At 59.2% G+C, this 12,496-nt stretch carries 7 protein-coding genes; 6 read left to right on the top strand and 1 reads right to left on the bottom strand.

What is annotated here, in order from left to right:
• The 5 genes from QZ190_RS08615 to QZ190_RS08595 all read left to right on the top strand — a co-directional run.
• Window positions 1–5,177 (top strand): hemagglutinin repeat-containing protein (locus tag QZ190_RS08615; protein WP_291915360.1); only part of this gene is annotated, 5,177 nt, incomplete at its 5' end.
• Window positions 5,174–5,542 (top strand): hypothetical protein, encoded by a 369-nt coding sequence (locus QZ190_RS08610; RefSeq protein WP_291915359.1) that lies wholly within the window; start codon window positions 5,174–5,176, stop codon window positions 5,540–5,542. The genes QZ190_RS08615 and QZ190_RS08610, both read left to right, overlap by 4 nt.
• A gap of 14 nt (window positions 5,543–5,556) precedes the next feature.
• Entirely contained in the window at window positions 5,557–9,213 is a 3,657-nt protein-coding gene (locus QZ190_RS08605) for a hemagglutinin repeat-containing protein (protein ID WP_291915358.1), read from the top strand.
• Window positions 9,210–9,527: a hypothetical protein gene (locus QZ190_RS08600; protein ID WP_291915357.1), complete on the top strand. Its 318-nt coding sequence runs from the start codon at window positions 9,210–9,212 to the stop codon at window positions 9,525–9,527. Before QZ190_RS08605 ends, QZ190_RS08600 begins: the two co-directional genes overlap by 4 nt.
• A complete protein-coding gene (locus QZ190_RS08595) occupies window positions 9,524–10,213 on the top strand; it encodes a hemagglutinin repeat-containing protein (protein WP_291915356.1) in 690 nt (229 codons plus the stop codon). The genes QZ190_RS08600 and QZ190_RS08595 overlap by 4 nt, the downstream gene beginning before the upstream one ends.
• Window positions 10,214–10,343: 130 nt before the next feature.
• On the opposite strand, the gene QZ190_RS08590 is transcribed toward QZ190_RS08595, so the two are convergent.
• Window positions 10,344–11,138, bottom strand: coding sequence for an integrase core domain-containing protein (locus QZ190_RS08590; RefSeq protein WP_291915355.1), 795 nt, complete (start codon window positions 11,136–11,138; stop codon window positions 10,344–10,346).
• Between the two features lie 500 nt (window positions 11,139–11,638).
• On the opposite strand from QZ190_RS08590, the gene QZ190_RS08585 reads away from it, so the two are divergent.
• The gene (locus tag QZ190_RS08585) at window positions 11,639–12,481 is read left to right on the top strand and encodes an Rpn family recombination-promoting nuclease/putative transposase (protein WP_291915354.1); all 843 of its coding nucleotides are present in this window, start codon (window positions 11,639–11,641) and stop codon (window positions 12,479–12,481) included.
• Window positions 12,482–12,496 lie beyond the last annotated feature (15 nt).

Here is a 12,496-nt window from a genome sequence, read left to right as displayed (position 1 = left end):
GCGTCAAAGCCGACAACCTCACGCTCGAGCTCACCGGCACCTTCACCAACATCGGCCCCCTGGTCGTCTCCAACGCCCTGACCATCAACGCCGCCCAAGGCATCAACAACAGCAACGCCAGCATCCACACCGGCACCCTCAACATCAACAGCCACGACGGGTGGTTGAACAACACCAACGGCCAAATCAACGCCCAATCCTTCAACGCCAATATCGCAGGCCAGCTCGACAACACCCGCGGCAAGATCAGCGTGGTGGGCGACGCCAACCTCAAGACGGGCGACGTTGTAGCGACCAACGGCTCCTTCAAAAGCACCAGCGGCAACTTCACACTGGACTCGACCGGCAACATCGCCCTCAAAGCCAGCACCTTCAGCGCCCAGCAAGGCACCGCCCGGATGCAAGCCGATGGCTCGATCGACCTTGGCTACATCCAAGGCCCACCCACAGCCATCACCCAAACCCAAACCGACACCCTTCAAAGCGGTCAAATGCTCGCCGGCGGTTGCGCCGAACAAGGACAAGGCGATAGCGCGCAGACGATCTGCACCTCCGACCAATGGCTGGTGCCCCAGATCGACAAAACCACCACCACCAGCACCACACAGGATGGCTTTAACGGCACTTTGGTGCAAGGCCAGCAGATCCAAATCGAGGCCGGACAAAACCTCAACATCACCGCCAGTGAACTGCAAAGCGTCGGCAACATCGACCTGCGGGCCGACGGCAACGTCACCATCGCCGCCGCCGTGGGGCAAGTCCAGACCACACACACCCAGACCACCAACACCACCTCCACCGTGCAGGTCGTGGACGGCACAGGTGACAACGCCAGCTACAGCACCGCGACCCAAACCACCGGCCAGACGGTCACCGAGACCACCAACGGACAGTTTGTCCAGGGAAGCAGCATCACCAGCGCTCAAGGCACCGTGCGCGTGAAATCAGGCTCGGACATGGCCATTGACAGCAGCACCCTCCAAGGCGAGCAAGGCGTGGCCCTGCTCAGCGCGGGCAATCTGAACATCGGCGGCCAGCACCTCAAGGGCCAGAGCACCGAAAGCAAACCGGCCACAGCTGGCCAGCAAGCAACCACCACCGCCAAAGAAACCCAAACCTTTGCGGGCAGCACCATCTCCTCGGGCTCGGGCAGCGTCAGCGCTGTCGCACTGGGCGATGTGAGCGTCAGCGGCAGCACCCTGGCCGCCGAACAAAACATCAACCTGATCGGCGACAGCGTCAGCGTCAAGGCCCAGGTCAACACCACCGAAAGCCTGGAAACCCAAGGCAACCCCAACGGCGGCAGGCACTGGCAAACCACTGACGAACAAACCCAAACCCTGGCAGGCGGCAAAGTGGAAGCCGGGCAAGACATCAACGTCATCGCCGGCATGAGCGCAGAGCTGGGCTACCAAGTGGGCCTGCTGGCCAGCCCCACCAGCGCCCTACCCGAGCGCTCCGCCAGTGCCAACAGTGGCAACATCACCCTGAGCGGCGCGCAACTGAGCGCAGGCACCCCCGGCAGCCAAAAGGCGGGCCAAGTCAACCTGCTCGCCCAAGGCGACATCGACATCGGCACCGTGGAGGAGGTCAACACCAACGACACTTTCAAGTTCGACAAACACAGCAACACCGGCGGCAACAGCACCATCACCCAACACACCGTCACCGAAACCCACACCCAAGTGGGCACCAGCGTGAGCGCAGACCAAATCAACGTGGTCGCTGGCGGTGACCTGAACATGACCGGCTCGGCCGTCAGCGCAGCCGGTGATGTGAACCTGGCCGCCACAGGCAACGTGACCATCCAAGCGGCCACCAACACCGAAACCCGATACACCGAGGACAGCCGACGCTCCAGCGGCATCACCAGCAGTGGCGGCCTCAGCCTGCACATCGGCTCCAGCTCACAAAAGAGCCAAGCCTGGCTCGACGCCACCAGCCAAAGCCAGGGCATGAGCCTGGTGGGCAGCGAGTTTGGCAGCGTCAACGTCAGCGCGGGCAAGGACAACAACATCAGCGGCTCCATCGTGGGCACCACCAGCGCCGGAGAAATCGCCGCCGCCAAAGTGGCCAACGGCACCGCAACAAAAGAAGAAGCCAAAGAAGCCAAAGAATGGCTGGAACGCCTGCAAGACGCCAACGCCAAAGACCCCCAACTGGCCACCAACCCCCGCGACATCAACCTGTCCGGCCAAAGCGTCAGCGTCACCAGCGGCCTGGACACCATGGAGCAAGACACCAAGTTTGAATCCAAAAAAAGCGGCGTGACCGTGGCGCTGAGCAACGCCGTGGTCAGCGCCGTGCAAGAGGCGGCCAGCACCGGCGAAACCCTGAGCCATGCCGCCAGCAACACCAGCTCCAGCCGCATGCAGGGCCTGGCCGGGGCCGCTGGTGCACTGGCCGCCTACAACACTTACAACAAGGTCAGCGATATCCTCAAAGACCCCAAGCAAGTGACCGGCTTCAGCATCGACATCAGCCTGGGCTCCAGCAAAAGCAGCGGCTCCACCCACGACGAAAGCACCACCGCCGTGGGCAGCCAAGTCATCAGCGCTGGCAGTGTGAACGTGACGGCCCGCAATCCCAAACCCAATCCAGACGGCACACCCGCTCCAGCCACAGCCAACGCAGGCAACATCCTGATCGAAGGCAGCCAAGTCATCGCCACCAAAGACATCAACTTGAACGCCGACCGGGACATCAAGCTCCTGGCCGCAGGCAACACCAGCGAGCACAGCAGCCAAAACCAAAGCAGCAGTGCCAGCGTGGGGGTGGGCTTTGCCTTGGGGGGCGCGGCAAACGGCTTCACGATCAACGCCAGCGCAAGCCGCGCCAAAGGCCAGGCCAACGGCGAGAGCCAAAGCAGCACCAACACCAGCTTGCAAGCGGGCGGCACCCTCACCTTCAACAGCGGCGGCGACACCACCTTCCAAGGCGCCACCGCCAGCGCGGAGCAAGTCACAGGCCGCGTGGGCGGCGACCTCATCCTCACCAGCTTACAAGACACCAGCACCTATGCAGAAAAACAAAGCAGCACAGGTGTTGGTGTGAGTTTGTGCATCCCCCCCATTTGTGCAGGGGCCAGCACGGCCAACGTGAGCGTGAGCAAAACGAACATCAACAGCAACTACCAAAGCGTGGGGGAGCAAACCGCCATCCGCGCAGGCGACGGCGGCTTTAACATCGATGTGCAAGGCAAAACCACCCTCACCGGCGCACAAATCACCAGCACCGACAAGGCCGTGCAGGGCGGCAAGAACAGCTTCACCAGCGCAGGCGGCATTGACATGCAAGACCTGCAAAACAGCGCGCAATACGACGCCAGCAGCTACTCGCTCAGCGCCAGGGTGCAAGGCGACAGCCGCAAAAAAGACGGCACCCCCATGCTGGACAAAGCGGGCCAGCCCATCAAAGGCAAACCCGAAGGCAGCGCAGGCTTTGGCTCGGACAGCGGCCAAGGCAGCAGCACCAGCACCTCCGGCATCAGCGGCGTGGCAGGCAACACCTCAGCGCGCACCGGCGACCAAGAAACCGGCCTGAAACCCCTGTTTGACGCGGCCAAGACCAAGGCCGATGTGCAAGGCCAGGTGGCGATCACGGCCGAGTTTGGCAAGAACGCGAGCAAGGCTTGGGGCGACTTCGCCACCAACCAAGAAAACGAGCTGCGCAGCCAAGGCAAACACGAAGAAGCCGACAAGTGGCGCGAAGGCGGCACGTACCGCGCAGCCGGGCACTTTGCCATTGGCGGCCTGGGCGGAGGTGGCGCAGGCGCACTGGCCTCAGGCGGCATCTCGCTGGCCGCAGACAGCCTCAACAGCCTGCAAGACGAACTCAAGGACAAATTGATCGAGCTGGGCATGAGCCCAGACGCCGCGCAAATGTTCAGCCAAGGCGCAGGCATGGCCACTGCAGGCACCCTGGGCACAGCAGCAGGCGGCACCGTGGGCGGGGGCTCTGCGTTCAATACGGATACGAGCAATCGGCAGTTGCATCCGGAGGAGAAGCAGAGGATCAAGGAATTGGCCAAAGGTGATCCACAAAAGGAAGCGCGTCTGACAGCCGCAGCTTGCGCGCTAGTCAAGTGCTATGCAGAGTATCCGGAGGGCAGTGCCGCTTACAACGCCCTCAAGATCATGGCCGATGCCGGCAGTAGCGATGCAATGGCTGCAGAGAGACAGGAGCTGCAGGCGCAGAAAGGCTTGTTCGAATACAGTACCCAAGGTGTGTTCAGTGACAAGAACATAGATGCAACCAAACAATTCAACAACACTTACCAGATCACCACGAGGTCGCTGGGTGCTGGTCAAGCGTTACTAGGCGGTGCTGGTGTGGCTGGCAGTTTGGCCACAGCCCCTGTCAGTTGCGCCACGGGTATCGGCTGCGTAGCCAATGCGGCGGTCGCCACAATCAGTGCTGATGCTGCGATCACCGGCTTTAAACAGGCTGTCAGCGGTCAACCAGAAAACACCTACCTGAACCAAGCTCTGCAAGGCTTGGGCCTCAGTCCAGAAGCTGCGGGTTATGCAGAGTTTGCTTTGGGCGTTGGGGGTGCGGCCAAAGTGGGGAGTATGTCGACTGCGGGAACAGCCAAACATACGACCGACAACGCAGCGGCCAGAATCTCCTATGAGGACATCAGCAAGTTTGGTGCAAAAGGCTTGAATGTCACGCCAGAGGTGATGCAAACGCCACAAGCTAGAGCGCTGATTTCTGAATACCAGGCCGCAGGGGTGCCGGCAGAATTAGCGTTTGACTATTCAATCGGGGTACTGAAAACCGGTAACGCTTTACCTGTTGCACGGACCGTCTCGGCCAACGAAGAGCTGATCAAAGTTGTGCCAAGAAATTCAGCAGGCAATGACGGTGTGGGTGCATCTTCGCCCTATTTCATGACCAGATCAGAATATGACGAAATGAGTAAACTCAACCCTGTCGAAATTGGGCAACGTTTGGGGCTGCCAGCACAACAAAGCGTCCGGGGGGCGCAACTGGGGTTTGAGGCTTACTCCATCACGCCAAAACCCGGCACAACTCCCAAAGTGTTCACCAGCACCGTGGCACCTGTGGAGCAAGGCACCTACACCGCTGCGGGCGGTGCGCAGCAGACCATTGTTCCCAACCGTTCGTTGTGGACTGAGCCAAAGCCGCTTGGCAAGGTTGGAGGAGCCAAATGAGCTGGCCAGATATTGTTTTCAGCGAAGAGGACAAAATCCAATTCCAGAAGATTGCTTTTGCGTTAGAGCGGCGGATTGCAGCCGATAGAAACAAGTTCAAAGACCTTGAAAGATTTTCTCAGTACCCGCCTTTTGTCGAAGCCCTAAGGCTTGCTAAGGAAAAGCAAATCGATAAACCACTGGAGGTCCCAAACACGAACTATTGGTTTTTTGAAACCAATCTGCAGGAGTGGAGCAACCTAGGAAATGAAACTGGCGGACTTTTGGGTAAGTTTCTGTTGGCAATCAAAGGCTTTCCATACGAGAAATTGGACGATGGGGTTGTTGATAACTCCCTAGCATGCAACCAACCTCAAAGCCGATAAACAAAGTAATCATCATGGCCGCGCAAAAAAACACTACTCAAGATAGCAGCGGCAACATTGGTGCCAGCACACAGCTGAACGCCGATAGCGCGCAAGCGGGCGTCTCTGTGAGCGCCAGCACAGTCAACACCACCGAAAGCCTCGAAACCCAAGGCAACCCCAACGGCGGCAGGCACTGGCAAACCACTGACGAACAAACCCAAACCCTGGCAGGCGGCAAAGTGGAAGCCGGGCAAGACATCAACGTCATCGCCGGCATGAGCGCAGAGCTGGGCTACCAAGTGGGCCTGCTGGCCAGCCCCACCAGCGCCCTACCCGAGCGCTCCGCCAGTGCCAACAGTGGCAACATCACCCTGAGCGGCGCGCAACTGAGCGCAGGCACCCCCGGCAGCCAAAAGGCGGGCCAAGTCAACCTGCTCGCCCAAGGCGACATCGACATCGGCACCGTGGAGGAGGTCAACACCAACGACACTTTCAAGTTCGACAAACACAGCAACACCGGCGGCAACAGCACCATCACCCAACACACCGTCACCGAAACCCACACCCAAGTGGGCACCAGCGTGAGCGCAGACCAAATCAACGTGGTCGCTGGCGGTGACCTGAACATGACCGGCTCGGCCGTCAGCGCAGCCGGTGATGTGAACCTGGCCGCCACAGGCAACGTGACCATCCAAGCGGCCACCAACACCGAAACCAAGTACACCGAGGACAGCAACCGCACCAGCGGCATCACCGGCAGTGGCAGCTTTGGCATCCACATCGGCTCCAGCTCACAAAAGAGCCAAGCCTGGCTCGACGCCACCAGCCAAAGCCAGGGCATGAGCTTGGTGGGCAGCGAGTTTGGCAGCGTCAGCGTCAGCGCGGGCAAGGACAACAAAATCAGCGGCACCATCCTGGCCACCACCAGCGCCGGAGAAATCGCCGCCGCCAAAGTGGCCAACGGCACCGCAACAGAAAAAGAAACCAAAGAAGCCAAAGCCTGGCTCGAGCGCCTGCAAGACGCCAACGCCAAAGACCCCCTACTGGCCACTAATCCCCGCGACATCAACCTGTCCGGCCAAAGCGTCAGCGTCACCAGCGGCCTGGACACGCTCGACCAACGCACCAAGTTCGAAGCCCAACAAAGCGGCGTGACCGTGGCCCTGAGCAGCACCGTGGTCAGCGCCGTGCAAGGGGCGGTGAGCACCGGCCAAACCCTGAGCCATGCCGCCAGCAACACCAGCTCCAGCCGCATGCAAGGCCTGGCCGGGGCCGCGGGTGCACTGGCCGCCTACAACACCTACAACCAGGCCAAAGACCTCCTCAAAGAACCGGGCAAAGCCACCGACATCAGCGTCAGCGTCAGCCTGGGCTCCAGCAAAAGCAGCGCCTCCTCCCAAGACAAAAGCACCACCGCCGTGGGCAGCCAAGTCGTGAGCGCCGGCAGTGTGAACGTGACGGCCAGGAACCCCAAACCCAACCCTGACGGCACGACCAACACCAACGACAAAACAGCCAACGCAGGCAACATCGTGATCGAAGGCAGCCAAGTCATCGCCACCGAAGACATCAACTTGAACGCCGACCGGGACATCAAGCTCCTGGCCGCAGGCAACACCAGCGAGCACAGCAGCCAAAACAAGAGCAGCAGTGGCAGCGTGGGGGCCAGCTTCTCCGGCGCAGGCATCAGTGCAACCGCCAGCGCAAGCCGCGCCAAAGGCCAGGCCGATGGCACCAGCCAAAGCAGCACCAACACCCGTGTGCAAGCAGGCGGCACCCTCACCATGAGCAGCGGCGGCGACACCACCATGCAAGGCGCCACCGCCAGCGGCAACAAAGTCACCGCCGCCGTGGGCGGCAACCTGAACCTCAGCAGCTTGCAAGACACCAGCCAATACCAGGACAAGAGCCAAAGCAGCGGCTTCTCGGTCAGCGTGCCCATCACCGGCGGCTCAGCCAGCGCGAGTGTCAGCCACAGCAAAACGAACATCGACAGCAACTACCAAAGCGTGGGCGAACAAACCGCCATCCGCGCAGGCGACGGCGGCTTTGACATCGATGTGCAAGGCAAAACCACCCTGACGGGCGCACAAATCACCAGCACCGACAAGGCCGTGCAGGGCGGCAAGAACAGCTTCAACAGCGCAGGCGGCCTGGACATGCAAGACCTGCAAAACACCGCGCAATTCGACGCCAGCAGCTATTCGGTCAGCGCCACCGTGCGAGGCGACAGCCGAAGCCAAAACGCCAAAAAAGAAGGCAGCAGCCAAGAAGACGGTCAAAGCAAGGACGGCACCCCCGTGGCGGACAAAGCAGCCAAAACCACCAAAGGCAAACCCGAAGGCAGCTTTGGCTTTGGCTCGGACAGCGGCCAAGGCAGCAGCACCAGCACCTCCGGCATCAGCGGCGTGGCAGGCAACACCTCAGCCCGCACCGGCGACCAAGAAACCGGCCTGAAACCCCTGTTTGACGCAGCCAAGACCAAGGCCGATGTGCAAGGCCAGGTGGCCATCACGGCCGAGTTTGGCAAGAACGCAAGCAAGGCTTGGGGCGACTTCGCCACCAACAAAGAAAAAGAGCTGCGCGACTTGGGCAAACACGAAGAAGCAGACAAGTGGCGCGAAGGCGGCACGTACCGCGCAGCCGGGCACTTTGCCATTGGCGGCCTGGGCGGAGGTGGCGCAGGTGCACTGGCCTCAGGCGGCATCTCGCTGGCCGCAGACAAGCTCAACAGCATTCAGGACGAACTCAAGGACAAATTGATCGAGCTGGGCATGAGCCCAGACGCCGCGCAAATGTTCAGCCAAGGCGCAGGCATGGCCACTGCAGGAACGGTAGGCACAGCGGCAGGCGGCACCGTGGGCGGGGGCTCTGCGTTCAATACGGATACGAGCAATCGGCAGTTGCATCCGGATGAACGCAAGAAAGCCCGGGAGCTGACCGCCAAAGCGAAGGCAATGGGCTTGACCAAACCCGATGGCAGCGCCTATACGCAAGAGGACATCGAAGAACAAATGCGCCTGATGGGCAACGCCAAGACCAATGAGCTGCCCAACACGGTCACGGTGCTGACCAACACGGCCGACATCGAAAAAAGCCTCAAAGACGACCCCGGCATGCCCAAAACAGCGCAAGGCCCGGCAGTGATGGAAGTGCCCGGTCAGGCTAACGCTCAGCTGCAAAGCTGGATCATCGACAACACCCGGGATGGGTTTCAATACATTCCCGGTCAAAGCCCCTATTCGCCAAGCAATGCGGCGCTCAATGGGCCCAAACTGACAAACACACCCAACGACCAAACAAAGACCGCCGCTTGCGGCAACAACGATTTGGTGTGCAAGTCGGGTGTGGGGGCGCAACAATCAACGCTGCCAGAGTTGCCGCAAACGGCAAAACAAGCGATTGCCGACGTGGCCGCCGATACCAGCCGTCAGGCCGGCGTGATCGGATCGGGAGCAACAGCGGCAACAGCAGTGGTGCCGCCCGCCCTCAAGCCCGTCACGGGCGCGGTGGCTGTTGGGGCCACTGTGATTGGGGTGGGCGCGGATGCGGTGGAGCAGGTGGCAAGGCCTGATTTAAAGCAAGTTTTTCAGGAGCAACTTTTACTTGGTGTGCCAGCAGAAATATTGGTTAAAAAATATCCTCTATATGCCCCGCTGATCAATGAATTGAAGGAGGTTTTGAAATGAAGTTTTTCCAATATTTCTTCAAAGACGGCCACATAACTGAACGTGGATCCGATGTGCTTGGATGTACTGGTGTTGCAATCATTTGGGGTTGCGCGTATTTTTTCGATGAATGGGAAGGGTTTTGGTTTTGGACTTTATCTTTAATCGGTGGATTGCTTGGTTACACAGCGGCGTATGGTGGATTAGCCAAAAAATTTGGTTTCGAAGCCCCCTTCACCAACGACCCCTTAGGCTGGAGAAAATCCAAGCAAAGTTATCAAACCGAAGAGCCGCCAAAAGCATCGGTCGATGAGCCACCCGCTGACAAACCATGAACCTGCATACGCAACGCTCGGTCTTCAAAAATTCACGTGGCTGCTTGATGGCTGTGCGCGACAAGACGGTGCAAAACACCAACACCCAGCTGTCAGGCAACACCGTCAGCATCACCTCGGGCGGGGACAACACCTACAAGGGCGTGGTGGTCCATGGCGAACAAGTCACCGCCGCCATGGGCGGCAACCTGAACCTCAGCAGCCTGCAAGACACCAGTCAATACCAAGACAAGAGCCAAAGCAGCGGCTTCTCGGTCAGCGTGCCCATCACCGGCGGCTCAGCCAGCGCCAGTTTCAGCCACAGCAGCACCGACATCAACAGCAACTACCAAAGCGTGGGCGAACAAACCGCCATCCGCGCAGGCGACGGTGGCTTTGACATCGATGTGCAAGGCAAAACCACCCTCACGGGCGCACAAATCACCAGCACACAAGCGGCCATCGACAACAACAAAAACAGCTTCAAGAGCGCAGGCGGCCTGGACATGCAAGACCTGCAAAATACCGCGCAATTTGACGCCAGCAGCTATTCGGTCAGCGCCACCGTGCGAGGCGACAGCCGCAATGAAGACGGCACCCCCAGGCTGGACGCAGCGGGCAAACCCGTCCAAGTGTCCGCAACACTTGGGGCGTCGAATTCAACCCCTGTTTTTTTCAAAGATCAGCTTCTCAGGGCAGTTTTTTAATGGGGTTGTTGCACTTTTTCGACTGCGCTGCGCCTGCTTTTTGCACAAAGTCTGCCACTCGCGCAGGCATTGCCCCTGCCCCTTGCGGACAGTGCTGTTTGAGTTGATTTGAAGACTGGCTCGGACTGGTCTACCTCCTGATCCAGTAACCGCGCATCAAACCCGCCAGGGCTTGCACTGGTGTCACTTCCTTGATCGGCATTTGCTGGATGTCCGTTGGCCTGAGCCCTGCAAAGTGTTCAGACGGCGTAAGCCCGTGCAAGTTTTGGTGGGGCCTGATGTGGTTGTAGAAATCCTTGAATTCGTTGAGCGCGCTTTGCAGTGCACCGCCATTGGGAATAACCAGTTGCCTGAGCAGCGGCTTGAGCGTGCCGAACAATCGCTCGATCCTGCCGTTTTGCCAGGGCGCGTGTTTCTGGGTGGTCTGGTGTTGGATGCCAACGATTTTCAAGAAGGCGTTGAACAACCAACTGTTGAACACCGCCTCGTTGTCTGTGCGCAACTTGTGGGGTTTGCCGTGCTGGGCAATGGCCAGGCACAAATGCCCCAGCATGGACCAACTGCACCGCCGACTGAGCACTTGAAGGCGCAGCGCCATGCGTGATCCGTGGTCGATGAGGCCAATGGCCGCATGGGTCGTTTTGTGATCGTCGGTGAAGAACGTCATGTCCATGGCCCATGTGTCGTTGACCGCCACAGTGCGCGGTTTGGCCGATCTGATCTGGCGGCGCAGATCGGCAATCTGCCTTTGGTGTGATGCGATGAGATCGGCCACAAAGGTTTTGCCCACGCTGACGCCGGGATGCAAGCGATTGAAGGTATGGGCCACAGCGCGGCAACCAGATCGGGGCATGTGGGCTTTGAGGCGCAGCACTTCAAGGCGCAGCCAGTCTGGTTTGCGGCGGGCGTGGACGTGTGTGTGCAAATTTGCTGGAGCACAGGCTTTGGGGCGGCGGGTGAATGCGCAAGCCCGGCCAGAGGCAAACAAGCGGGTCAAGCAAAACCAGATCAGCCTTGCGAAGCTCAAAATTTTGCTGAATATCAAAATAGAGCAAATATTAGATCTATCAATTGATCCAACCCAGTGAAGTTTGAAAATGTCGGGACGAAACTTCAATTTCAGGAATCCAGAGCGCAAAGCCGACCTTTGCAAAGTGCGGGGGTCCACACTGGATCCCGGGTCTTCGCCCGGGATGACAAAAACAGAGCCTGCACTTTCATGTCAACTTCATCGGACCGGATCTATATTCCAGTCTCTAAGAAAACCTAAGAAAACCGTGCATCACCACCTCAGACCCAGATCATGTCCACCACTCGATGTCCCGCCGATGTTTTCGGCAAAACTTGACCGTTACAAACAGCACAAAAGGCGTACACCCTCTGCTTCCCGGATAATCACGGCTCGTCCTCCAAGGAGAAACCCTCATGGCCAGCCGCTACCTAGACCCCAAGATCGATTTGGCCTTCAAGCGCGTGTTTGGCCAGCATGCGGACTTGCTCAAAAGCTTCTTGAACGCCGTGCTGCCCCTGCCCGACGATGGTCTGATTGAAAGCCTGGAGTACCTCACCCCGGAGCAAGTGCCAGAGTTGCCTGGGCTGTTCAAGAACTCCATCGTCGATGTCAAATGCCAAGACACCCGGGGGCGCATTTTCATTGTGGAGATGCAGATGCTCTGGAGCACCAGCTTTGAGCAGCGCATCGTGTTTTCGGCCAGCAACGCCTATGTCAAGCAGCTGCGCAGCGGGCAGGACTACGCCAGCTTGAAGCCCGTTTACGCCCTGGCCCTGACCAACCAGGTGTTTGACTTTGAGACCGACAACTACCACCACCACTACAAAATTGTCAGCCTGCAAGACAGTCTGCGTGTGCTCAAAGGTCTGGAATTTGTATTCATTGAGCTGCCCAAATTCAAACCCAGAAGCCAGACCGACCGGCGCATGCAGGTGAAATGGCTGCGTTTTTTGAGTGAAGTGGGCCGCAATGACCAAGCCGTGCAAGACTTGGCCGAAGACCCGGAAATTCGCAGCGCCATGGATTTGGTGGAGGTCGGCGCTTTCACGCCGGAAGAACTTGAGGCCTACCACATCCACATGGACAAACTGCGCTTAGAGGCCACTGTGATCAAAGACGCCAAGGCGGAGGGCAAGGCTGAAGGTAAGGCAGAGGGCATTCAAGAAGTGGCCCGCAACCTCAAAGCCCAAGGCCTGCCTTTGGCTGCCATTGCCCAGGCCACGGGCCTGGGGGTGAGAGACATCGAAGATCTTTGACCCATCGGCGGCCCA

It is taken from the genome of Limnohabitans sp. (assembly GCF_017848645.1).
GTDB lineage: Bacteria > Pseudomonadota > Gammaproteobacteria > Burkholderiales > Burkholderiaceae_C > Limnohabitans_A.
The sequence above is the reverse complement of the archived record's forward strand: the minus strand, read 5'-3'. Positions and strand labels throughout refer to the sequence as shown.

Excerpts from the sequence above, each read along its gene's own strand:
- QZ190_RS08610 (WP_291915359.1), top strand. The coding sequence starts at position 5,174 with ATGAGCTGGCCAGATATTGTTTTCAGCGAAGAGGACAAAATCCAATTC.
- QZ190_RS08595 (WP_291915356.1), top strand. The coding sequence starts at position 9,524 with ATGAACCTGCATACGCAACGCTCGGTCTTCAAAAATTCACGTGGCTGC.
- QZ190_RS08600 (WP_291915357.1), top strand. The coding sequence starts at position 9,210 with ATGAAGTTTTTCCAATATTTCTTCAAAGACGGCCACATAACTGAACGT.
- QZ190_RS08585 (WP_291915354.1), top strand. The coding sequence starts at position 11,639 with ATGGCCAGCCGCTACCTAGACCCCAAGATCGATTTGGCCTTCAAGCGC.
- QZ190_RS08605 (WP_291915358.1), top strand. The coding sequence starts at position 5,557 with ATGGCCGCGCAAAAAAACACTACTCAAGATAGCAGCGGCAACATTGGT.